The organism is Streptomyces sp. iso_384 (assembly GCF_056172905.1).
Genome location: NZ_JBWBTT010000001.1, coordinates 3,428,486 through 3,451,486, shown reverse-complemented (window position 1 = coordinate 3,451,486; position 23,001 = coordinate 3,428,486). Strand labels below are relative to the sequence as shown.

At 72.4% G+C, this 23,001-nt stretch carries 18 protein-coding genes and 1 pseudogene; 12 read left to right on the top strand and 7 right to left on the bottom strand.

What is annotated here, in order from left to right; genetic code table 11:
• Positions 1 to 32 precede the first annotated feature (32 nt).
• From AC0VY3_RS15340 to AC0VY3_RS15300, 9 genes and pseudogenes are all read left to right on the top strand, one after another.
• On the top strand, positions 33 to 1,202 hold the full coding sequence (locus AC0VY3_RS15340) for a glycosyltransferase family 4 protein (RefSeq protein WP_475549804.1): 1,170 nt from the start codon (positions 33 to 35) through the stop codon (positions 1,200 to 1,202).
• The gene (locus tag AC0VY3_RS15335) at positions 1,199 to 1,918 is read left to right on the top strand and encodes a class I SAM-dependent methyltransferase (RefSeq protein ID WP_103507347.1); all 720 of its coding nucleotides are present in this window, start codon (positions 1,199 to 1,201) and stop codon (positions 1,916 to 1,918) included. Before AC0VY3_RS15340 ends, AC0VY3_RS15335 begins: the two co-directional genes overlap by 4 nt.
• Positions 1,915 to 6,207 carry an alpha-(1->3)-arabinofuranosyltransferase domain-containing protein gene (locus AC0VY3_RS15330; RefSeq protein ID WP_475549803.1) on the top strand — a complete coding sequence of 1,431 codons (4,293 nt, stop codon included), beginning with the start codon at positions 1,915 to 1,917 and terminating at the stop codon, positions 6,205 to 6,207. Before AC0VY3_RS15335 ends, AC0VY3_RS15330 begins: the two co-directional genes overlap by 4 nt.
• Positions 6,207 to 7,535, top strand: coding sequence for a condensation protein (locus AC0VY3_RS15325; protein WP_475549802.1), 1,329 nt, complete (start codon positions 6,207 to 6,209; stop codon positions 7,533 to 7,535). The genes AC0VY3_RS15330 and AC0VY3_RS15325 overlap by 1 nt, the downstream gene beginning before the upstream one ends.
• Positions 7,532 to 8,257: a class I SAM-dependent methyltransferase gene (locus tag AC0VY3_RS15320; protein WP_103508333.1), complete on the top strand. Its 726-nt coding sequence runs from the start codon at positions 7,532 to 7,534 to the stop codon at positions 8,255 to 8,257. Before AC0VY3_RS15325 ends, AC0VY3_RS15320 begins: the two co-directional genes overlap by 4 nt.
• Before the next feature lie 4 nt (positions 8,258 to 8,261).
• Positions 8,262 to 9,155, top strand: a complete 894-nt coding sequence (locus tag AC0VY3_RS15315) for a hypothetical protein (RefSeq protein ID WP_103508334.1) — start codon at positions 8,262 to 8,264, stop codon at positions 9,153 to 9,155.
• Between the two features lie 51 nt (positions 9,156 to 9,206).
• Positions 9,207 to 9,437 (top strand): Trm112 family protein, encoded by a 231-nt coding sequence (locus AC0VY3_RS15310; protein ID WP_103508335.1) that lies wholly within the window; start codon positions 9,207 to 9,209, stop codon positions 9,435 to 9,437.
• The gene (locus tag AC0VY3_RS15305) at positions 9,434 to 10,204 is read left to right on the top strand and encodes an FkbM family methyltransferase (RefSeq protein WP_103508336.1); all 771 of its coding nucleotides are present in this window, start codon (positions 9,434 to 9,436) and stop codon (positions 10,202 to 10,204) included. The genes AC0VY3_RS15310 and AC0VY3_RS15305 overlap by 4 nt, the downstream gene beginning before the upstream one ends.
• Positions 10,205 to 10,256: 52 nt before the next feature.
• A pseudogene (locus AC0VY3_RS15300) lies at positions 10,257 to 10,418 on the top strand (GntR family transcriptional regulator); the annotation flags it as partial.
• 48 nt (positions 10,419 to 10,466) lie between these two features.
• Here the strand turns inward: AC0VY3_RS15300 and AC0VY3_RS15295 are convergent.
• Both AC0VY3_RS15295 and AC0VY3_RS15290 read right to left on the bottom strand, forming a co-directional pair.
• Positions 10,467 to 12,353, bottom strand: coding sequence for a serine/threonine-protein kinase (locus tag AC0VY3_RS15295; protein WP_475549801.1), 1,887 nt, complete (start codon positions 12,351 to 12,353; stop codon positions 10,467 to 10,469).
• A gap of 86 nt (positions 12,354 to 12,439) precedes the next feature.
• Positions 12,440 to 12,724: a hypothetical protein gene (locus AC0VY3_RS15290; protein WP_103508338.1), complete on the bottom strand. Its 285-nt coding sequence runs from the start codon at positions 12,722 to 12,724 to the stop codon at positions 12,440 to 12,442.
• 125 nt (positions 12,725 to 12,849) lie between these two features.
• On the opposite strand from AC0VY3_RS15290, the gene AC0VY3_RS15285 reads away from it, so the two are divergent.
• Positions 12,850 to 13,611 (top strand): IclR family transcriptional regulator, encoded by a 762-nt coding sequence (locus tag AC0VY3_RS15285; protein ID WP_242739943.1) that lies wholly within the window; start codon positions 12,850 to 12,852, stop codon positions 13,609 to 13,611.
• 55 nt (positions 13,612 to 13,666) lie between these two features.
• Here AC0VY3_RS15285 and AC0VY3_RS15280 read toward each other — a convergent pair whose 3' ends face one another.
• On the bottom strand, positions 13,667 to 14,305 hold the full coding sequence (locus AC0VY3_RS15280) for a DUF1345 domain-containing protein (protein WP_475549800.1): 639 nt from the start codon (positions 14,303 to 14,305) through the stop codon (positions 13,667 to 13,669).
• Between the two features lie 236 nt (positions 14,306 to 14,541).
• On the opposite strand from AC0VY3_RS15280, the gene AC0VY3_RS15275 reads away from it, so the two are divergent.
• Together AC0VY3_RS15275 and AC0VY3_RS15270 are read left to right on the top strand one after the other, a co-directional pair.
• A complete protein-coding gene (locus AC0VY3_RS15275) occupies positions 14,542 to 16,854 on the top strand; it encodes an FdhF/YdeP family oxidoreductase (RefSeq protein ID WP_475549799.1) in 2,313 nt (770 codons plus the stop codon).
• Positions 16,855 to 17,007: 153 nt separating this feature from the next.
• Positions 17,008 to 17,256, top strand: coding sequence for a hypothetical protein (locus AC0VY3_RS15270; protein ID WP_475549798.1), 249 nt, complete (start codon positions 17,008 to 17,010; stop codon positions 17,254 to 17,256).
• On the opposite strand, the gene AC0VY3_RS15265 is transcribed toward AC0VY3_RS15270, so the two are convergent.
• From AC0VY3_RS15265 to AC0VY3_RS15250, 4 genes are all read right to left on the bottom strand, one after another.
• The gene (locus tag AC0VY3_RS15265; protein ID WP_170994507.1) at positions 17,253 to 17,420 is read right to left on the bottom strand and encodes a hypothetical protein; all 168 of its coding nucleotides are present in this window, start codon (positions 17,418 to 17,420) and stop codon (positions 17,253 to 17,255) included. The two genes, AC0VY3_RS15270 and AC0VY3_RS15265, sit on opposite strands and share 4 nt — an antisense overlap.
• A gap of 7 nt (positions 17,421 to 17,427) precedes the next feature.
• A complete protein-coding gene (locus AC0VY3_RS15260; protein WP_475549797.1) occupies positions 17,428 to 19,956 on the bottom strand; it encodes an ATP-dependent Clp protease ATP-binding subunit in 2,529 nt (842 codons plus the stop codon).
• 688 nt (positions 19,957 to 20,644) lie between these two features.
• Entirely contained in the window at positions 20,645 to 22,369 is a 1,725-nt protein-coding gene (locus AC0VY3_RS15255; RefSeq protein WP_475549796.1) for an acyl-CoA dehydrogenase family protein, read from the bottom strand.
• A 64-nt stretch (positions 22,370 to 22,433) separates the two neighbouring features.
• On the bottom strand, positions 22,434 to 23,000 hold the full coding sequence (locus tag AC0VY3_RS15250) for a PadR family transcriptional regulator (protein WP_103508343.1): 567 nt from the start codon (positions 22,998 to 23,000) through the stop codon (positions 22,434 to 22,436).
• Position 23,001: the final 1 nt, after the last annotated feature.

Below are 23,001 nucleotides of genomic sequence, written 5' to 3'. Positions count from 1 at the left end.
CTCCCCGCATCCCGAGCCGAGTTGGAGCACCGATGCCCCAGCACGTACCTCCCCCCCTGCTCGACGCCGTCGCACGCCCGGGTCAGGGCCCGGCGTCCGCCCCGGTTCCCGCCGCCCCCAGACGTATCGTCTTCCTCGCCCACCGCGACCTGGGCAATCCGGCCGCCGGCGGCTCCGAGCTGCTGGTCGACCAGCTTGCCCTCGGCCTCACCGAGCAGGGGCACGACGTCACCCTGCTGTGCGGCGGGCAGGCCGCGCGCCGGTCCTACCGGGTCGTCTCGGCGGGCAGCACGCTGGGGCACTACGTCGGCGCGCGGTCCGCGTTCGCCCGGCACATCGGGACGTGCGACCTGCTGGTCGAGGTCTGCAACGGCATGCCGTACCTGGCGCCCCTGTGGCACCGCGGACCCACGGTGTGCCTGGTCAACCATGTGCACACCGATCTGTGGGACATGCGCTTCCCGACGCCGGTGGCCCGTGCCGGGCGCAAGCTCGAACACTGGGCGCTGTCCCGGGCCTACCGCGATCACCTGATGATCGCGGTCTCCCCGTCGACGGCGGGCGCCCTGCGCGAACTGGGCGTGCCCGACCGGCGGATCCGGGTGGTGCACAACGGGGTCCAGGAGCCGAGCCCGCAGGGCGAGCGGTCCGCCACGCCCCTGTTCGTGGCGCTGGGCCGGCTCGTCGACTACAAGCGCGTCGATCTGCTGCTCCAGCTCTGGGAGCGGGTCCGGCCGGTCACCGGCGGCCGGCTCGTCATCGTCGGCGACGGCCCGGAGCGGGCCCGGCTGGAACAGCTCGCCGGTCCGGGTGTGGAGTTCGCCGGTCATGTGACCGAGGCGGAGAAGCACCGGCTGCTCTGTGCCGCGTGGATGCTGCTGCACCCGGCGGCCGTGGAGGGCTGGGGGCTCGTCGTCACGGAGGCGGCGGCACGGTCCACCCCGACCCTGGGCTTCGACGTGCCGGGGCTGCGCGACTCCGTCGAGGACGGGGTCACCGGAATCCTCGCTCCGGGCGCGTCCTCCTTCGCCGCCGCCTGGTGTGCGCTGGCGCTGGACGACGAGCGGCGCGAGACGATGGGCAAGGCGGCCCGCGAACGCGCCGCGGACTACCGGTGGACCGCCAGTGTGCGCCGGTTCGCGGCGGTGGCCGCCGAGGCGGCGAGCGGCCCGGGCGCCCCGGCGATCGGTACGAGCGCGTGAAGGACCCCTCGTTCCGGCGGTCGGCCGCCCTGTTCCGCGCCTTCCTGCGCGAACAGGGCGACCCCGCCACCGCGTACACCCTGCTGGCCCGTGACGCGGCCGACCAGGTCGAGCGGCACGGTCCGCTCCGGGACAAGGTGGTCGTGGACATCGGCGGCGGCGACGGCTACTTCACCCGGGAGTTCCGGCGGCGCGGTGCGCACAGCTATCTCTTCGAACCGGATCCGGCGGAGATCGGCCCCGGGCAGCGCGCGGACACCGTCGTCGCCGACGGTTATCTGCTGCCGCTCGCCGACGGCGCGGCCGACGTCTGCTTCTCCTCCAACGTGCTGGAGCACGTCGCCGACCCCCACACCTTCCTCAGCGAGATGGTCCGGGTGACCCGGCCCGGCGGCCTCATCTACGTCTCCTACACCAACTGGCTCTCCCCGTGGGGCGGCCACGAGTGGGCGCCCTGGCACTACCTCGGCGCCGAACGCGCCCGGAGCCGCTACGAGCGGCGCACCGGCGGCCCGGCCAAGCACCGGCTCGGCGAGAACCTCTTCAAGATCGGCGTCGGCGAGACGCTGAGCCATGTCCGGAGCCGCTCCGACGTGGCCCTCGTCTCGGCCCGCTCGCGCTACTGGCCCGTCCTTCCCCAGCTCGTGCCGCGGATCCCCGTACTGCGGGAGTTCGCCACCTGGAACCTCCTCCTCATCCTCCGGCGGTGTTCATGACCAGCGCTGTCCACCCACCCCGGCCCACGGCCCCGGACGGTGCGGGTCCCGTGCCGCCGGGCTCCTCCGAGGGCCCGCCCCGGTCGCGGCGTTGGCTGCTGGGCTTCTGGGCCGCCGTGTTCGCGGCGTTCCTCGCGGTGTCGCCGGGGCGGATGACGTTCGACACCAAGCTCGGCGTCGTCGCGGACCCCTGGCGCTTCCTGGGCGACCTGGGCGAGCTGTGGCACAGCCGGGCCGGGTTCGGCGGGATCGCCGACCAGTACGTGGGCTACGCCATCCCGATGCTGCCGTACTACGGGGCGGCCGACCTGCTGCACGTACCGGTCTGGCTCGCGGAGCGGCTGTGGCTCTCGCTGATCGTGGCGACCGCCTTCTGGGGTGCGCTGCGGCTGGCGGAGCGACTGCGTGTGGGCTCCCCGGCGACCCGGCTGCTGGGTGCGGTGGTGTACGCGCTGTGGCCGACGTACACGATCGTCGTGGGCTCGACCTCGGCCGCGGCCCTGCCGGGCGCGCTGCTGCCGTGGGTGCTGCTGCCGCTGACGAACCCGCGGCTCGCGCCGAGGATCGCCGCGGCCCGCTCCGCGCTGCTGATCCCGCTGATGGGCGGGGTCAACGCCGCTTCCACGCTGGCCTCGCTGCTGCCGGTGGGGCTGTATCTGCTGTCCCGGCCGGGCGGTCCGCGCAAGCGGGCGCTGCTGGCCTGGTGGATACCGGGCGTGATCCTGGCGACCGCCTGGTGGATCGTGCCGCTGCTGCTGCTCGGGACCTTCGGCGAGAACTTCATGCCGTACGTGGAGTCCTCGTACACCACCACGACGACCATGTCGGCGACCGAGATGCTGCGCGGCGGCGGGAACTGGGTGGGCTATCTGAACTTCGGCGAGGCCTGGCTGCCCGCCGGCTGGACCGTCGCCACCGCGACCGTCACCATCCTGGGCTCGGCGCTCGCCGCCGCCCTGGGTCTGGCGGGTCTGGCGCGGCGTGATCTGCCCGAGCGCCGCTGGCTGGTGCTCACGGTCCTGAGCGTCGCGCTGGTGACGCTCGCCGGTTACGGCGGTGCGCTGGGCGGGCTGTTCCACGGGACCGTGCAGGAGTGGCTGGACGGCTGGCTGGTGCCGTTCCGGAACATCTACAAGTTCCAGACGGGTGTGGCGCTGGCCCTGGCGCTGGGGCTCGCGCACCTCACGGCGGTGGCCTCCGTCGCCGTCGCGGCGCGCGGTGGCGGCGACGCGGTGCGGGCCCGCCGGCTCGCACCGGTGGTCGCCGCCGTGATCGTGCTGCCGGGTCTGGCCTGGCCGTACGTCAACGGCTCGATCCTGCAGACGGGTTCGTTCCAGCAGCTGCCGATGTACTGGGAGGCGACCGGGGGTTGGCTGAAGAAGAACTCGGCGAACGACCGCGCCCTGGTGGTGCCGGCGACCGCGCACGGCATCTACACCTGGGGTTCCCCCATCGACCAGCCGTTGGACGTGCTCGCCGACTCGCCCTGGGCGCAACGGGATTACGTGCCCTTCGGCACGCCGGGCAACCGGCGGGCGATGGACGCCGTCGAGCAGGCGCTGACCTCCGGCGGCGAGGTTCCCGGGCTGAGCGAGTATCTGAACCGGGCCGGGCTGCACTATGTGGTGGTCCGCAACGACCTGGATCCCGACCAGCTCGGGTATGTCCCCACGACGACGGTGAAGCGCACGTTGGAGGCCTCCGGGTATCAGCGCGTGACCGGGTTCGGTCCGGTGATGACCGGTGGCCGGATCGCCGCGGACACTCCCGTACAGGTCGAGGGCCTCTATCCGCGGCAGCGGGCCGTGGAGATCTACGAACCGCCCGCCGGCACGGAGCGTCCGGGCCGGGCGAGCACGGCTCCGGTGGCCTCGACGGCCGTCGTGAGCGGCGGGCCCGAGTCGCTGCTCCCGCTGTCGGCGAGCGGCGCGCTGGAAGGCCGGCCGGCCGTGCTGGCCGGTGACGCGCACCCGGGTCTGGGGCGGCCGTCGCTGTACGCGGCGGGCGACGGGCTGCGGCGCGCGGACACCCGGTTCGGGCTGGTCAACTCCAACACCTCGTACACGTACACCGCCGACGAGCGCAACGCCGCCGAGGCCGCGCAGGATCCGGGCCGGAGCCCCCGGCAGATCCTGCCGACGTCCGGCGCGGAGCACCAGACCACCGCCGTGCTGCGCGGGGCGAAGAAGGTCAGCGCCTCGTCGGTGGGCAACTGGCTGTTCCATCTGCCGCAGTACGACCCGGTCAACGCGTTCGACGGCAACCCGGACACCGGCTGGGCCGAGGGCTCGCCCGGCTCGCCCGAGAACGAGTGGGTGCGGATCGACTTCACCGCCCCGACGGACCTTCCGGGCTCGCTCCAGGTGACTCCGCTGCCCGGTGCGAACGTGCGGGCCGCGCCGACCGTCGTCCGGGTCGAGACGGACCGGGGCTTCAAGGACAGTCCGCTGCGGACGGACGGGTCGGCGCAGCAGGTGGCCGCGCCCGCCGGGCAGGCCGCCTGGCTGAAGGTGACGATCCTGGAGTCGCAGCAGGGGCGTCCGGGTCTCACCGGCGCCGGGTTCACCGATATCGCGATCCCCGGGGTGCAGGTGACCCGGATGCTGGAGCTGCCCACGGACGCGCCGCGTGAGGGCGCGGACTCCACGGTCTACTCGCTGCGGCGCGGCAGCGACCCGGGCGGTCTGTCGTCGGTGGCGGCCGAGGTCGGTCTGCACCGGCAGTTCACCGCCCAGGAGGCGGGCACGTACAAGGTGTCCGCGAGTGCCGTTCCGGTGCCCGGGGAGGAGCTGGACAAGCTGCTGTTCGAGCTGACGGGCGAGCGGGACAAGATCGAGGTGAGCGCCGACTCCACGGCGCGGCTGGGCACCAACCTCAGTCCGCGCAATCTCACCGACGGTGATCTGACCACGGCGTGGATCGCGGGTGAACGCCCCGTACTGCATCTGTCGTGGCCGGAGAAGAAGGAGGTCGGCGAGATCGTCTTCGCGGCGGCCGGCGGTCTGTCCACCCGGCCCGAGCAGGTGCAGATCAGCTCGCCGGACGGTACGGCGGTGGCGGCCGTGGACGAGAACGGCATGGCCCGCTTCTCGCCGATCAGCACCGACCGGATGGACATCACCATCTCGCGTCAGGCGCCGCTGACCGTCCACAACCCGGTCGCCGACGCCCAGCTGCAGCTGCCGGTCGGTCTGAGCGAGGTCTACATCCCGGTGCTGGAGGAGTACCGCTCGCCGCAGCCGAAGCCGGACAAGACCTTCAGCCTGGCCTGCGGCAAGGGACCGGTCCTGTCGGTGGGCGGCACGTTCCTGGAGACCCGGGCCGAGGGCCGGGTGCGGGACCTGACCCAGCGCCGCCCCATCGAGGTCACGCCGTGCACGAAGGACGGCTCGGTGGAGCTGGCCGCCTCGTCCACCACCGTCGAGGCGGGGGACGCGGGACCGCTCGCCATCACGGACGTCACGCTGAGCAACGGCACCTCCGAGGCCGGAGCGAGCACGCCGCGGTCGGTGGACGTCGAGCAGGGCGACGGTGACCGGCGCACGATCGCCGTCGGCCCGGGCGCGGCCTCCTACCTCCAGATCCACGAGAATCACAACGCGGGCTGGAAGGCCACCCTGGACGGCAAGGAGCTGACGCCGCTGCGGATCGACGGCTGGCAGCAGGCCTGGCTGGTCCCGGAGGGCGAGGGCGGCAAGGTCACCCTGGAGTACGAGCCGGCCCGGATCTACCAGGTGGGTCTGATCGGTGCGGCGGTGCTGCTCCTGGTGCTGGTGGGACTCGCCTTCGTACGCCGGCGGGGAGCCGATCCGTACGCGGCCGAGGAGCGGCCCGTGCCGCCGGGGCCGGGTCCGGTCCTGGGCACGGTGGCGCTCACCCTGGTGGGTGTGGTGATCGCGGGGCCGCTGGCCCTGGCGGTGCCCCTCCTCGCCGTACTCGCCCGCTTCCGGCCCAAGTGGCTCGCTCCGGTGGCGTTCGCGGCGATGGCCGCCGCGGGTGTCGTCGCGGCGGTGGGCACCGGGGACACCACGGCGGCGGACGAGGGCGCGTTCGGTGCGACGGCCCAGTTCCTGGCCCTGGTCGGCCTGTTCGCGGCCCTGGTCACGGTCGGACGCGGACCGCTCGGCCGACGGGCCGCGGGTGGCCCGGGCACGGCCGCCCCGGCCACGGCGTCCGGCGAGGCGCCCACGGTTCCGGCACAGTCCGCCGCGCCCTCGGGCCGGACGCTGTCCACCGACCCGAAGCGGCCGCAGGGAACTCCGCCGCCCCGTCCCGGAGGGAGCACCTGATGGCGACCACGCAGCAATCGCGGGCGCGGGGCGGCGGGCCCCGGCCCGGGCCCCCGGCGCGGGTGCCGTTCCCGGTGGTCGACGAGGTGGCCCGGCACTGCGAGCAGGACACCGAGCCGAACACGGTGCACATCGAGATCCATCTGCCCGGCCGGGTGGACGAGGGGCGGCTGCGCTCCGCGTTCGCCGAGGCGCTGGCCCGGCACCCCCGGGCGCTGATGCGGGAGCGGCCCCGGGGCGCGTTCGCCCGGCGCTACGAGTGGGAGCTGACCGGGAGCGCCGACACGGATCCGGTCTGCTTCCCGCCGTCCGGGCCCGGGGCACTCGCCCGGGCCCGGGCCCGGGCGCTGGACCAGGCGCCGCCGCTGACCGCGTCGCCGCCGCTGCGGCTCGACGTGGTCCGGGAGCCGGGCGGCGAGGGGTGTGTGCTGGTGTTCGCCGTGCACCACACCGCGCTGGACGGCCCGGCGTGCATGCGGCTGGCGGCGACGGCCGCCGAGGTCTACGGCGCGCACCGCACCGCGCCGGCGCCCGCCCCGGCGCGCCCGGCGTCCGAGCCGCCCGCCGGGGAGTCCCCGGCGGCTCCGCCGGCCCGTCCCGCCCGGATCGCGGCGGGCGCGCCGGGGCCGTCCCCGGTACCGGGCAATGCGATGCTGCTGGCCGAACTGCCGGTCCCCCGGCGGGAGTCCGGAGCGCCGTACACGGTGAACGACCAGCTCATGGTGGCCACCGCGCTCACCGTGGCCGACTGGAACCGGACGCAGGGCGCGCCGGGGTCCGACCGCAGGCCGCTGCGGATCACCATGCCGGTCGACGACCGCACCCGGGGGCCCGAGATGCCGATCGGGAACGGCACCCGGCTGGTGGAGGTCGGTTTCGCCGCCGCGGAGCTGGTGCCCGGGGCGGACGTCGCCGCCCTGCTCCGGGCGACCGCCGAGCGGACCCGGGCGCTCAAGGCGCGCCCCCGGCCGCCGCTGGGCCGTGCCGCCTCCCTGCTGACCGCGCCGCTGCTGCCGGTGGCCGCCCGCGCCGCGGTCACCCGGGGGCTGCGGGTGCTGGCGGCGCCGTGGACCTCGACGACGCTGCTGAGCAACATCGGCCGGGTGCCGTATCCGCTGGACTTCGGGGAGGCGGGCCGGGCGACGGCCGTGTGGTTCTCCGCGCCCGCCCGGATGCCCCGGGGTCTGACGTTCACCACGGCGTCCACGGGCGGCCGGCTGCATCTGGCGCTGCGCTGGTCGCGGACCCTGCTCGGGGACGAGGACGGCGTGCGCCTGCGCGAGATGTTCACCCGTCACCTGGCCTCGACGTCCTCGGAGAGCGTATGACCAGCAGCGCCTCTCCCCCGCCCGGGCTGCGGGACTTCTACGAGAATCCGGCCGTACCCGTCGCCTCGGGCGACGGGCGCAGCAGACGGCAGGCCCGGCTGCTGGCCGATGCGCTGGACGCGCCGGGGCAGGTGATCCTCGACATCGGGTGCGGCGACGGCACGGCTGCCGCCACGGCGGCCCCGTTCCTCGCCGGGCACCGGCTGATCGGGGTCGACTGGTCGCAGGACGCGCTGCGCCGGGCCCGGCCCCGGATGGGCGCGGTGGTGCGCGGGGAGCTGGAGCACGGCGGGCTGCCGCTGGCCGACGGGTGCGCGGACGCGGTGCTGTTCAGCGAGATCCTGGAGCATCTGGTCGACCCGGACCAGGCGTTGGACGAGCTGCGGCGGGTGCTGCGGCCCGGCGGCCATCTGATGCTGTCCACCCCGAACCTGGCGGCCTGGTACAACCGGGCGCTGCTGCTCGCCGGGGTACAGCCGGTGTTCTCGGAGGTCAGTCTGCGCGGGATCCACGGCCGCCCCGGCTCGGAGGTGGTCGGACATCTGCGGCTGTACACGGCCCGTGCCCTGCGCTCGTTCCTGACGGCGTCCGGCTTCACCGATGTGACGGTCAAGGGCGCCCCCTTCCACGGGGTGCCGCGTCCGCTGCGCCTGTTGGACCGGGCGGCGTGCGCGGTGCCCGGGGCGGCCTCCATCCTGCTGGCCCACGCGCGGCGGAGGTAGCGCGATGTGGTGGGGTGTCGGCGCGGCGCTGGTCGCCAACGCGCTGTACAGCGTGGGTTTCGTGGTGGAGAAACGGGCCCTGGGCTCGCTGCCCGCGCTCTCCGCCGGCCGGCCGCTGCGGGTGATCCGGGTGCTGGCGACCAGCCCGCTGTGGATCGTCGGAGCGCTGGCGCTGGCGGCCGGGTTCGGGGCGCAGCTGGTCGTCTACCGCGCGCTGCCGATCGCGGCGGCGCAGGGCATCTTCGTCTCCGGTCTGGTGCTGCTCCTGCTGTTGTCCTCGGCCGTGCTCGGCGAGGAGTCGACGGGCCGCGAACGCTACGCGCTCGGCGGGGTACTGGTCGCCCTGTTGATGGTCGTCGCCTCGGTGCGCGAGGGCGAGGACGTGGTGAGCGGCGGGGCGCCGTGGATGCTGGTGCTGCTGGTCTGCCTGCCGGCGCTGGCGGCGGGCGTCTGGCTGTACGTACGGGTCGAGAGCCGGGCGGCCAAACGGCACCGGGTGCCGACCAGCGGGATCGGCTACGGCGTGGCGGTGGGTCTGCTCTACGGGGTCAGCTCGCTGGCCATCAAGGGCACGTCCAGCCGCCTGACCGGCACCGATCTCGGCGAGGCCGCGTGGTCGCTGCTGGGGTCCCCGTATCCGTATCTGCTGCTGTTCACCGCGGGGGCCGGTCTGGTGATGTCGCAGGCGGCGCTGCAGCGCTGCCGGGCGTCCCTCATCGTGCCGGTGTGCACCACGGTGACCTGTCTGTTCACCGCGGTCCTCGGGACGCTCGCGTTCGGCGAGACGCTGCCCGACGATCCGCTGCTGCTGGCCCTGCGGGTGGGCGGCACGGCGCTCGCCCTGTCCGTCCTGCTGGCCATGCCCCGCCACGATCCGCCACCCGCCGCGCCGTCCTGACCCCGGACACGATCCGCCGTCCGGTCCACCTGAGTTGAGGGAGCTGTACCGATGAACCCCGACGACCCGCTGCTCGCCCTGCTGGCCTGCCCGCTCGACAAGGGCCCGCTGTCGCTGCTGCCCGAGGAGGAGGCGGAGGGGGCGGCGCTCTACAACTCCCGGCTGCGCCTGAGTTACCCGATCGTGGACGGCATCCCGCAGTTGCTGCCCTCGTCGGGCCGGAAGGTCTCGGCGGTGGACCACGAGCGTCTGCTCACCCGGCTCAAGGCGTCGGCCACGTGACCACGTTCGCCGCGGCGGTGGCGTCCCGGCTGCCCGCCCGCCTGGTCGGCGCGGCGGCCGTCGCCCTGTATCCGCGCTTCGAGCCCGAGCTGCGGCGGCTGGCCGACTTCTGCCCGCCGGACGGCATCGCCCTCGACATCGGGGGCTGGTACGGCCCGTGGTCGCGGCGGCTGGCCGCCCGCTGCGCCGAGGTGGTCACCATCGAGCCGGTGCCGCATCTGGCCGGGCATCTGCGCCGGACGCTGCCGTCGAACGCCCGGGTGGTCCAGGGTGCGGCGACCGACCGGGAAGGCACCGCACAGCTGTGGTTCCCGGAGGGCGACCAGGGCGACCGGGGGGTGTCGTCGCTGGCCCGCCGCGACATCCACGCGCACTGCCTGGAGGTGCCGTCGATCACCGTCGACGGTCTGGGGCTGCGCGGGGTCGGCTTCGTGAAGATGGACGTCGACGGCGGTGAGCGGGCGGCCCTGCTCGGCGCGGCGGAGCTGCTGCGCGAGGACCGCCCTGCGCTGCTCATCGAGCTGGAGAGCCGGCTCGGCCCGATCGCCCCGGCGGTCGACCTGCTGACCGGACAGGGCTATGCGGGCTGGCTCCTGGCGGGCCGGCGCTGGATCACGCTCGACGGGTTCGACCTGGTGGCCCACCAGGCACGGACCGAGCACCTGGTGCACCAGGGCCTGCTGCGCCGGGCCCTGGTGCCGCGCCGCGAGCGGTACATCAATTCGGTGCTCTTCCTGCCGGACGGACGGGTACCGGGCAGGACCTGACCGGCCGCCGGGGCCCCCGCGTATCCTCGGCCGGGGGCAGGCCGAGCGGAGGATGGCGTACGTGGCGGGCAGCAGCGCAGGGCGGGACGGAACGCGGCCGGACGGTCCCGGGAGCGAGCAGGCGGGCACCCCGGAGCGCTTGTCGCTGAGCGCCCACGCGCGGGACGCGGTCCGGCAGCGGATCGTCGACCGCCGCTACCAGCAGGGCGCCCGGGGCGCGACCTGCTGACCGGGGCGGGCCGTCGGCCCGCCTGTCGGGCCGTCAGCTCTGCTGCGCCTCCTCGGCGTTGCGCCAGACGGTCAGGTCGATGGTGATGTAGCGGCTGGGGTCGTTCGGGCCCGACTTGCCGCGGTAGGTCACCACGGCGATGTGTCCGGCCTTGCTGAGGACACAGATCTGCGACCCGGACGTGAGCTGTTCGAGCTCGATCTTCTCGGTGAAGCGGGTCTCCTGACGGCAGACCTCCAGGGAGCCCTTCTGCGAGTTCTTCAGCACCACCAGCTTCCCGTTGGCGCTGCCGACCCTCTCGTCGCCGAAGAGGGAATCCCGGTAGAAGTAGAAGTCCCCCTTGCCGTAGCTGACGCCGCTGTCCTCGTCCTCCACCGGCCGGGGCGGATGGTCGGCCAGCTTCAGGGCGTAGTTCGCCGTCATGTCTATGCCCTTGTACGAGACCGGCTTGGGGTCGACCGGCTTGTCCCCGGCCTTGTCCGCGGAACCGCCGCCGCTCGAACCACCGTCGGAGGACGCCGTGGACCGGTCGCCCTTGCCGGATGTGTCGGAGTCGTCCGGCAGCAGGTTGCCGATGACGCCGAGGACGACCAGCGCGCCGAAGACCGAAGCGCCGATGATCAGACCCGTCCGCTTGGGACGCGGCGCGGCGGGCTGGAAACCGGACGTGCCCCAGCCGGGCTGCTGGATCCCCGACTGCGGGAACCCGGGCTGCTGGAAGCCGGGTTGAGCGAATCCGGACTGCTGGTGGGGCGGCGGAGTGGGGTAGCCCTGGGGGCGGGTGTTCTGCTGCCAGTGGCCGGGTGGCACGGTGCCCGGCGCCCCCGGTGCTGCGGGCGGCGCCCCGGGGGCCCCGGGCGCGGCGGGTCCGGTCTGGGTGGGTGCGGCGGCCACCGCGTAGCCGGTCGGGGTGTAGTGCGGGCCTCCCGGCGGCGGGGTCGACGGCGCCTGCGGGGAGGCCTGGGTGGGCGTGGGCGCGGTGGTGGGCTGTGGCGGCGGGGTGGGCGCGGGTGCGGGGAGCTGGTGCCGTTCGGTGATGGAGCCGGCGACCGCCTGCGGGAGCCAGTCCTCGCCCTGGCGCAGGGGTTCGGGCGAGATCTCGTGGCAGATGCGGATGATGTCGGCGAGGGCGGGCCGGTCGGCGGGGTCGCGGCTGAGGCAGCGGGTGACCAGGGGCCGGAGTTCGTCGGGCAGCCGGCTGAGGTCGGGGTCCTCGTGCACGATCCGGTAGAGGACGGCGTGCGAGGGCCCGTCGCCGAACGCGGGTGCGCCGATCGCGGCGTACGCGGCGATCTGCCCGAGGGCGAACACATCGGTGGCCGGGGTGATCGTCCCGGCGGCCGCCTGCTCCGGCGCCATGAACGCCGGAGTGCCCACGCTGACCCCCGTACCGGTCAGGGCGGTCGTGTCGGCGGCCCGGGCGATACCGAAGTCGATGACCCGCGGCCCGTCGGAGGCAAGCAGCACATTCGCGGGCTTCAGATCACGGTGCACGATGCCCGCACCGTGAATCACTCCCAGCGCCTCGGCCACCCCGACCGTCAGCAACAGCACACTGCGCAACGGCAGCCCGCCGTGCCGGGACACCGCATGCGCCAGCGAAGGCCCGGGCACATACGCAGTCGCCAGCCACGGCTGCGCACCCTCGGTATCCGAATCGATCACCGGCGCGGTGTACAGCCCCTGCACCCGCTGCGCCGCCCGCACCTCCTGCTGGAAGCGTCGCCGGAACTCCGGGTCCTCACTGAACTCGGCCCGGATCACCTTGATCGCGAGGGGCCGGCCACCGGGCGTGTACGACAGGTACACCTTGCCCATACCGCCCGCACCCAGCACAGCCGCCAGCCGGTATCCCCCCACCACCGCGGGGTCGTCGGCCTTGAGCGGCTGGAACGGGTCGGTCGAAGGCGCGCTGCTCATAAGGAACCATCCCCCTGGTCACGGCAGTCCGGAGCCTGCACACGCCCCGAAGATCAGACGAGAGCGTATCGAATGTCCGGGCAGGGTCAGGGACTGGCCACGTCGAAGGTGTACCGCAGCGGGGCGCGGTCCGTGCGGGGGTCACGGCGGTAGACGTACAGCGCCGACACCCGTACGTCCGCTCCGACGCCGCCCGGGCCGTCGAGATCGCCTGCGTCACCGGAACCATCGGGATCGCCGGGTCCCTCCGGCGGGCAGGGGCGGGTGACCTGCAGGACGTGTGGCCGGTCGGCGACCCTCGTGCGCAGCCCGTCTGCCGGGCCTCCGTCGAGTACCGCGGACTCCCAGCGTGACGCCTCGTTCCTCTCCATGGCAACAGTTTAACTATTGCGCAATCCATTAATATTCATGAGGTCCGCCGGGCGGTACCCGACGCCTCCCGTCCGCCCGGAGGACCGGCCTTGCCGCACCCCCGCGCCGGGTCCATCCTGGTGCCATGGGTGACCAGGCCGGCCCCGAGCCGACGGTGTCCGTCCGGCAGGACCTCCGGTTGCTGGAGGCCGCCGGGGCGCACCCGGCCGGTGCCTCCGTGCAGCAGCTGGCCCACGAGGCCGGGCTGTCGGACGTCACTGCCCGGCGGCTGCTGCACGAGCTCGCCCTGGACGGTTATCTGGACGAGCTGGACGACGGCGCGTTCGCTCTCCATGAGCGGAACCTGCGGTCGCAGCCGGACGTGGCCGGCCCGGCGCTGCAGCAGCGCATCCGCCCCCTGCTGTCCTCGTTGCGCGACAGCCTGTCCGCCGCCGCCTATCTGACGCTGTACGACGAGGGCGAGATCCGGGTCCTGGAGATCGTCGACAGCCCGCGGGCCCCACGGGTGGACGTCTGGGTGAGCTTCCACGAAGCCGGACACGCCACCGCGCTCGGCAAGAGCGTGCTCCGCGAGCTGGACGAGGAGGCGCGCGCCAACTACCTCTCCCGGCACGCCCTGCCCGACCTCACCTCCCGCACCATCACCCATCGCGAGGAGCTTCTGCGGGAGCTCGACTCCGCCCCCGCGGGCCCGCTCTCGCTGGACCGGGGGGAGTACGCCGGAGGCACGACCTGCGTGGCGGTGCCCGTGTACAGCGGTGACCAGGTCGGCTCGATCGGCATCTCGTTCCGGTCGGACCGGATGTACCGGACCACCGAGGTCAGGGCGCGGCTGCTGGAGTCGGCGCTGCGCGTCACACGGCGGCTGACCCTTCCGGAGTGCTGAGCCTGCCGGAGTGTTCCGAGCCGCCCGCGGCAGCGGACTCGCCCCCGACGGCCTCTCAGCCGGTGACGATGCCGGCGACCAGGTTGATCGTGGTGGCCAGGATGCTCGCGCCGAACACGTACGACAGCAGACAGTGCCGGAGGGCGACCGCGCGGATCCTGGAGGTGGAGACGTTGGTGTCGGAGACCTGGTAGGTCATGCCCAGGTTGTAGCTGAAGTAGAGGAAGTCGATGTAGCGCGGCGGTTCCTTCGTGTTGAAGTCGATCCCGCCGGCGGGCGGCCGGTAGTAGATGTACGCGTAGCGGGCGGCGTACATCAGATGGAGCGCCGCCCAGGACATGAACACGCCGCAGAGGGCCAGGGCGGCCGCCGCGTGGCTCAGGTCGGAGTCGCCGATCAGGAGCAGCAGCACGATGCCGACGAGCCCGGACAGGGCGGCCGTGACGACGACGAGTTCCTCGGCCACGGGCCGGAACTCCTCGCGCCGGGCGTTCGCATGGGTGGCGGCGGCGTCCATCGGCCACAGGACGAGCCAGCCCGCGACGACGAAGAGGGTCTCCACGGCGGCGATGCCGACGAGGATGCCCAGCGGCGCGTTGGTGAGCAGGAGGCCGACCAGCAGCCCGACGGCGGCTCCGGCCACCGCTGAGCAGGCGAGCCGGGGAACGGCGGGGAGCAGGATCCGACTGTTCATGAGAGCCTCACGTGCGCTGCCCGAGGAGGGGCCCGGGGCCCTGCTCCGCAGGCACCCCACGGCGAGGTCCGGACCGTGTCAGCGTATGCGCGCGTGGTCCGGGACGCAGCCCGGAGCGGCCACCTGAGCCGAGTGGCAGCCGGGAATCACCGGACATAGCCTGCCCGGGAAGGACCCGTTTCGCGCCGCCACACCGTCCGGCCCGTCATACCCGCAGGTGAAAGGGGGGAAGTGTCGTGAGCACCGACAACGAAGCACAGGAGCCCCTGGAGCCCCGGGTCGGTCCCGCTCCCGAGGCCGATCCGGAGTTCCGGCCCTACCACCACCCGGCCGCCGGCTGGGGAGCGGCGAAGAGTGTGACCCGTTTCCTGGTGGAGGAACGCGCGCTGGTGGACGGTCCGCGGGCCATCATGCGGATGAACCACGAGAACGGCGGTTTCGACTGTCCCGGGTGCGCGTGGCCGGACGACACCAAGGGCCTGCACCTGGACATCTGCGAGAACGGCATCAAACACGTCACGTGGGAGATGACCCGCAAGCGCGTGGACCGCGACTTCTTCGCCGCGCACTCGGTGACCGAGCTGGCCGGGTGGAGCGACTACGACCTGGAGAACCAGGGCCGGCTGACCGAGCCGATGGTGTACGACGCCGCATCCGACCACTATGTGCCGATCAGCTGGAAGGATGCGTTCGCGCTGGTCGGAGCCACCCTGCGCGGGCTCGACAGCCCGAACCGGGCGGCGTACTACACCTCCGGGCGGCTCGGGAACGAGGCCACCTTCCTCTACCAGCTGATGGCCCGCGAACTGGGCACGAACAATCTGCCGGACTGCTCCAACATGTGCCACGAGGCAAGCGGGCGGGCCCTCCATGCCTCTCTGGGCACCGGAAAGGGAACGGTCGACCTCAAGGACTGGGAGTCCGCGGACGCCCTGTTCATCCTGGGCGTCAACGCCGCGTCGAACGCGCCCCGGATGCTCACCGCCCTCGCCGAGGCCGACCGTCGCGGCGCGCAGATCGTGCACGTCAACCCGCTGGTCGAGGCGGCGGCCACCCGCACCATCGTTCCGCACGACTTCACGGACATGGCGCTGTTCAGGACCACGAGGACCAGCACGCTGAACCTCCAGCCGCGCATCGGCGGTGACATGGCGCTGCTGCGCGGCATGGCCAAGGCGATCCTGGAGAAGTCGGCCAGCGACCCCAAGGCCCTGGACGTCGCGTTCATCGACCGCCACACCACCGGCTTCGAGCAGTACCGGGCGCTGTGCGAGGCCACGCCCTGGGAGGAGTTGGAGCACCAGTCCGGGCTGAGCCGCGACGACATCCTCAAGGCGGCGCGGGTGTACGAGGAGGCCGACCGCTCCATCGTCAGCTGGTGCCTGGGCCTCACCCAGCACGAGCACGGCGTCGACACCGTCCGCGAGATCGTCAACCTCCTGCTGCTGCGCGGCAACCTCGGCCGGGAGGGCGCGGGCCCCTCCCCCGTGCGCGGCCACAGCAACGTCCAGGGCAACCGCACCTGCGGCATCGACCACCGCCCCACCGAGGCGTTCCTGGACCGGCTCGCGGAGGCCTGCAAGATCGAACCGCCCCGCGAACACGGCCTGGACACCGTGCGGACGATCCAAGCGATGCGGGACGGCGAGGTGAAGGTGTTCGTCGGGATGGGCGGCAACTTCGCGCTCGCCGCGCCCGACACCCCGGTCACGTACGCGGCGCTGCGCTCCTGCGACCTCACCGTCCAGGTGAGCACCAAGCTGAACCGCAGTCATGTCGTGCACGGCCGCGCGGCTCTCATCCTGCCGTGTCTCGGACGCACCGAGAAGGACCACCAGCGCAAGGGTGTGCAGAGCACCTCGGTCGAGGACTCGATGAGCATGGTCCACCTGTCCGTCGGGATGAAGCGCCCCGCGTCCCCGCACCTGCTGTCCGAGCCGGCCATCGTCGCAGGGATGGCACGCACCGCCCTGCCGGACAGCGAGACGCCCTGGGACTGGTACATCGAGGACTACGACCGGATCCGGGACACGATGGCCGAGGCGCTGGACGGCTTCGAGGACTTCAACCGCCGGGTCCGGCTGCCCCTCGGCTTCCGGATCAAGCAGCCCGCCCGCGAACTGGTCTTCCTGACCCCGTCGGGGCGCGCCGAGTTCTCCGCGGCCGCCCTGCCCGACGTCGTGCCCGAGCCCGGCACCCTGGCGCTCGGCACGATGCGGTCGCACGACCAGTGGAACACCACCATCTACTCCGACAACGACCGCTACCGGGGCATCAAGAACCTGCGCACGCTGGTCTTCATGAACCGGGCCGACATGCGCGAACGCGGCATCACCGACATGGGTTCCGTCGACATCACGAGCACGGCGAAGGACGGCAGCCGGCGGTTCCTGACCGGCTACACCGCGATCCCGTACGACATCCCGCGCGGCTGCGCTGCCGGCTACATGCCGGAGATGAACGTGCTGTGCGCGCTGGGCGACTACAGCACCCAGAGCGACCAGCCGATCATGAAGCACGTCAAGGTCACGGTGGTCCCGGCCGCCTGAGCGGTCACGTGCCCGGCCGCGCTCCCGTACGGGGTCAGGCCGGTGAGGCCCTCGTGGGCATAGGGCGCCGGTTGCTGGACGAGCTGTTCACGGAGGCCGGGGTGCGGCCCTCGCCCCGGGTCGGGACGGACTCGGTGGCGGCGCTCTTCGCCCATGTCAGGACGGGCCGGGTGGGCGAGCGTCGTGCCGCACACCTGGTTGCATGTCTTCGGCGTGCCGCACGGGGTGCGGGCGGTGCCGCTGGTCGAGCCGGCCCGGACGGTGCCGGTCGGTCTGGTGAGTCTGGTGACCGTCGCCCGGGAGCCGGGGTCGGTGCCGGCCCGCGCTCTGCGGGAGATCGCGGGCCGCACCGATGTGGCCGCCGCTCTGGAGCGGCTGCCCGAGGACCGGGACGTTGCCTAGTCGGACTTCCCGTCCTGGTCCGGAGGGAGGCCCACTTCCTCGCGGTCCTCCTCCAGGCGCTCGTCGAGTCGCTTCTCGTCCGGGCGGCGGGGCATTCCGCGGCTGTGGCCGGTGTCGGGGTCGCCCTCGACCTCTTCGTTCGACTTGTGGTGGTGATGGGACATCAGTCACTCACTCCTTGCCGTCGGGGGTGTCGGCGGCGGGGGTCTCTCCGTCGGCGCCGCCCTTGCGGATGGTGCAGTGCAGGGAGTCGTCGATCACATCGGCGACGATCGTGTCCCCGGGGTCGGCTTCGCCTCCGAGCAGCAGGGAGGCGACGCGGTTGTCCAGTTCGGTCTGGATCGTGCGGCGCAGCGGTCGGGCGCCGAACTCCGGCTGGTAGCCGTGGGCGACCAGGAGCTTCTTCGCCGCCTCGGTGACCTCCAGGGTCATGCCCTGGGCGTGGACCCGGCGCTTGCTGCGGTCCAGGAGGTGGTCGACGATCTCGGACAGATCGTCCTCGGTGAGGCTGTGGAAGACGATGATGTCGTCGATGCGGTTGAGGAACTCGGGCAGGAACCGGCCGCGCAGGTCCTCCATCAGCTCGTCCTTGAGCTCGGCGGCGTCGCCCTGGTGGGCGAGGATGCGGTGGGCGCCGATGTTGGACGTCATGATGACGACGCAGTGCCGGAAGTCGACGGTGCGGCCCTGTCCGTCCGTGAGCCGGCCGTCGTCGAGGATCTGGAGCAGCGTGTTGAAGACGTCGGGGTGCGCCTTCTCGACCTCGTCGAACAGGACGACGCTGTAGGGGTTGCGCCGCACCTTCTCGGTGAGCTGGCCCGCCTCGTCGTAACCGACGTATCCGGGCGGCGCTCCGACGAGCCGGGCGACCGTGTGCTTCTCCTGGAACTCGCTCATGTCGAACCGGATCATCCGGTCGTCCTCGCCGAACAGCAGCTCGGCCAGCGTCTTGGCGAGCTCCGTCTTGCCGACGCCGGTGGGCCCGAGGAAGAGGAACGAGCCGACGGGCCGGTTCGGGTCGCCCATGCCCGCGCGGTTACGGCGTACGGCTTCGGAGACCGCGGTGACCGCCTCGTCCTGGCCGACGATCCTGGCGTGCATCTCCTCCTCCAGCTTGAGGAGCTTCTCCTTCTCGCTGGCGGTGAGCTGGGAGACGGGGATGCCGGTGCGGCGGGAGACGATGTCGGCGATGTCGGAGGCGGTGACCGAGACGACGCCCTCGCGGCGCTCCTCGATCCCGGCGAGTTCGCCCTCCACCTCGGTGATCTGCCGCTTCAGCCCGGACGCCTTCTCGAACTCCTCGCCGGCGACGGCCTCGTCCTTCTCGCGCCGCAGCTTGGCGAGGCGGTCCTCGCGGCTGACGACCTCGGTGGAGCGGTTCGCGCTGCGCAGCCGTACGCGGGCCCCGGCCTGGTCCATCAGGTCGATGGCCTTGTCGGGCAGGAACCGGTCGCTGATGTAACGGTCGGACAGCTCGGCCGCCGCCGTCAGGGCCCCGTCGGCGAAGCGGACCTGGTGGTGGGCCTCGTAGGCGTCCCGCAGCCCTTCGAGGATCTGTACGGTCTCCTCGACGGTCGGCTCCGGGATCAGGACGGGCTGGAAGCGGCGCTCCAGGGCGGCGTCCTTCTCGATGTGCTTGCGGTACTCGTCGATCGTCGTCGCGCCCACCACATGGAGCTCGCCGCGGGCGAGGGCGGGCTTGAGCATGTTGCCCGCATCCATCGATCCCTCGCCCGTGGCGCCCGCGCCGACGACGGTGTGGAGTTCGTCGATGAAGAGGATGATCTCCCCCTCGGCCTTCTGCACGTCCTCGATGACCTTCTTCAGCCGCTCCTCGAACTGACTGCGGTACTGGGCTCCGGCGACCATGCCGGACAGGTCGAGTGAGACGACCCGCTTGTTCTTGAGGGTGTCGGGCACCTCGCCCGCGACGATGCTCTGGGCGAGGCCCTCCACGATGGCGGTCTTGCCGACGCCGGGCTCGCCGATGAGGACGGGGTTGTTCTTGGAGCGCCGCGAGAGGATCTCGATGGTCTGATCGATCTCGTCGGCACGCCCGACGACGGGGTCGAGCCTTCCGGCCTTCGCTTCCTCCGTCAGGTCCCGGCCGAACTCGTCCAGGGTCGTCGACGCCTGCTTCCCTCCACCGGCAGCCCCGTCCGCGCCCGCAGCCCGGTCCGTGGCGCCGCGCAGCTTGCCCACGTCGAGGTCGTCCGAGCCCAGGAACCGGCCGGCGCCGGAGTCGGCATCGTCGATCAGCGCGCCCAGGATGTGCTCGGGGCCGATGTAGGACACTCCGGCAGCCTGCGAGCGGGCGTAGGCGGCGGTGAGGGTGCGCTTGGCCGCCGGGGTGAGACCGGGCTCGGCGGAGGGCTCGCCGGACTCCCGCGGCAGCACCTCGTCGAGCTGGGCGGCGAGGGCGTCGGGGTCGACCCCGGCCCGGGCGAGCAGCCCGCGCGAGGGCTCGACCTGGGTCGCCGCCCACAGCAGGTGCTCGGTGTCGAGGTCCGCCGTTCCGTCCTCGGCCGCTCTGCTGGTGGCCCGGCCCAGCAGCTCGTGGGAGGACTCGGTCAGCAGTCGCCCGATCGGCACGCGCTGCATCGCGGGGGGCGAGGAGGCGGGCGACATACCGAAGAACCGGTTCAGCAGGTCACTGAACGGATCGGACGGACCGAGGGGTGAACCGAACGCCATCGACATGTCAGCTCCAGGGGCGGCGAGGGGGCTCTCCCACTCAAACGCGATGTCCATCACCCCGCAAACGGAGGTGACGCCCCAGGCCTGTCCGGCGCGACCCGATCATCCGGAGTCGGGCTCCGCCCCCGCCCCCTCCCGTGGATCCCCCGACGGACCGGATGAGGGCCCGGGCCTCGTCCTCCAGCCCTGTCGTGACCGTACGGTCCCGGAATCCGTGCGCGGCCAGTCGCGTCGCGAGCGCGTCGAAATAGACCGAGGCCGCCAGGACATGTCTGGGCACGTCCAGCCTGCCGCTGTCGGGCTGTTCACTTCGGGACTCCTCGGCCGCGGCCACGACCCGCGCGATCTCGACGTAGACCTCTTCCCGCATGGTGTCCGGCAGGCGGAAAGAGAGAGCGCAGGAAGGGATGGTTGATCAGATATTCCTTGGCCAGGTCCTGGAGCTTCCAACGGGAGGACCGTTGCGTGGCGGCCGGCACATCGCCCTCGGCGATCGTGAAGTGACCAGCCAGCCTCTTCAGGAGAGACCGTCCCGCAGGTCCGTCTCCGCGTCGTCCCGCCCGAAGAACAGACAGCTGACCGGCCCCGCATCCGGCTGCACGCTTCCCCCCGCATCGCCGTACCACTGGTGGATCTCCAGATCAGTTCCGACGAGGCGGGGGTGTCCGGGGAACGGGCTGCCCGGCGTCGGTCACTCCGCCATCTCGTACACCCCCGACAGCGCCTCGACACGCTCCCAGATCCGTGCCGAGCGGGCCGCGTCGACGACGGGACGGCGTACCGCTCCGAGCGCCCAGCTCTGCTGGTCCTCGGTCGCGGAGTCCTTGCCGTGCAGTTCGACGGCGTGTGCGGAGAAGTCGCGTACGAGCACGGCGAACAGCTCGTCCAGCAGCTCCTCGTCGAGGCCGGTCAGCCGGGCCTGCTCCAGGATCAGCTGGCCGTGGACGACCAGGGCGAAGAGCTGGCCGACGGCGAGGAGGAGGTCGAGGTCGCGGCTCTGCTCCTCGTCGGGGGCGGCCGTCTCGACGAATGTGCACAGGGCGTCCGCCTGCTCGCGGAAGCGGGCGACGTTCGGCACCTCGGCGTAGGCGTCGAACGCGGTGCGCCAGTCGTGGAAGCGTACGGAGCCGAGGCCGCGCGCCGGGCCCTGCTGGAAGAGGAACGCGTCGTCGGCGGCGTCGAGGCGGGTGGGGACGGCCGGGTAGTCGACCGGGTTGAGCAGGTGGTTGTGCATGAACTTGAGGATCAGCGCGAGGTTCACGTGGACCGTGCCCTCCAGCTTCGGCAGCCCCCGGATCTCGATGGCGGCCTGGGCGAAGTAGTTGTCCTTCTCGAAGCCCTTGGCGGCGATGACGTCCCACATGAGGTCGATGACCTTCTCGCCCTCCGTGGTCACCTTCAGCTTCGTCATCGGGTTGAAGAGGAGGTAGCGGCGGTCGTCGGGCCCGGCGGAGCGGAAGTAGTCGACGGCGCGGTCGCTGAACAGCTTCATCCCGACGAGCCGGACGTAGGCGTCGGTCAACTCGCGGCGCACGTGCGGGAAGGCGGTGACCGGGCGGCCGTAGAGGATGCGGTTGCTCGCGTGGGTGACGGCCTCGTACATCGCGTGCTCGCAGATGCCGATGGAGGCGGTGCAGAGGTTGAACTTGCCGACGTTGACGGTGTTGAGCGCGGCGTCGAAGGCGGCCCGGCCGGTGTGCAGGATGTCGGAGGGCGCCACCGGGTAGTCGTCCAGGCGGAATTCGCTGACGTACTTGGAGGAGTCGACGACGTTCTTCACCAGGTGGTACGCCTCGTGACGGCTGTCGGCGGCGAAGAAGACGTAGCCGTCGGGGCCCTCGACGTCGGTGCGTCGGCCGAAGACGGAGACGAGACCGGCGGCGTTGCCGTTGCCGATGTAGTACTTGGAGCCGGAGGCCCGGAAGCCACCGTCGCCGTCCGGCGTCAGCAGCATGTCGGTGGAGTAGATGTCGGCGCCGTGGGTCTTCTCGGAGAGGCCGAAGGCGAACACCTCGCCCTGGGAGAGGAGTTCGGCCGCACGGTCGCGGGCGGCGGCGTTGTCGCTCTGCCAGACCGGGCCGAGGCCGAGGATGCTCACCTGCCAGGCGTACCAGTAGTCGAGGCCGTAGAACCCGAAGATCTCGTTGAGGGCCGCGATCCGCGCGGTGTCCCAGCGCTGGTCGTCCTTCCCCGCGGCGGACGCGGGGGTGAGGAAGGTGGCGAACAGGCCCTCCTTCGCGGCGAAGGCGAGGAAGTCGCCCAGCCAGGCGCGGGAGCGGTAGTCCTCGATCAGCCGGCGCTTGCCGCGCTCCTCGAACCAGTCGACGGTGGCGCGCAGCAGCCTGCGGGTCTCCGGGTCGAAGTGCCGGGGGTCGTAGGTGCGCGGGTTGAACAGCAGGGACGCGGAGTCAGCCATGGAGGTCGCCTTACGGGAAGGAGGAGGGTGGTCGGTGCTTACGGAGGTTTCGGCGGGCCGCCGCTCAGGCGTCCGGCCCGGAGGCCGCGAGCCGGTTGAGGGTGTCGAGTACGTCGTCGAGCCAGGCGATCGTCATCCGCTCGAACGCGATGCCGCCGCGCAGCACGACGTGCTGGAGCTCCTGGCCCGCGTCCTGCGGTGCGGGGGCGTCGGGCCCGGTGAAGTCGCGCAGTTCCCCGGCGAGGTAGTGCGCGAGCCGGTCCCGGTGCACCTGGTGGTGCCGCTCGACCTCGCGGATCAGGGCGGCCGGGTCGTCGAAGGCCGCGCCCCGGATCTTCACGGCGAGATCGTGCCGGAGGCTCTCGGGCTCGATCGGCTTGTGCAGCCACGCGGCGAGCGCGGAGCGGCCGGGCCCGGTGACGGAGTACTCCTTCTTGTCCGGCCGGCCCTGCTGCTCCACCTCGCGAACGAGGAGCAGACCGTCGGTCACCATGCGCCCGAGCACGCGGTAGATCTGCTGGTGGGTGGCGGTCCAGAAGTACCCGATGGACCGCTCGAACCGGCGGGCCAGCTCGTAGCCGGAGCCCGGCCGCTCCAGCAGGGAGACGAGGATCGCGTGGTCGAGAGCCATA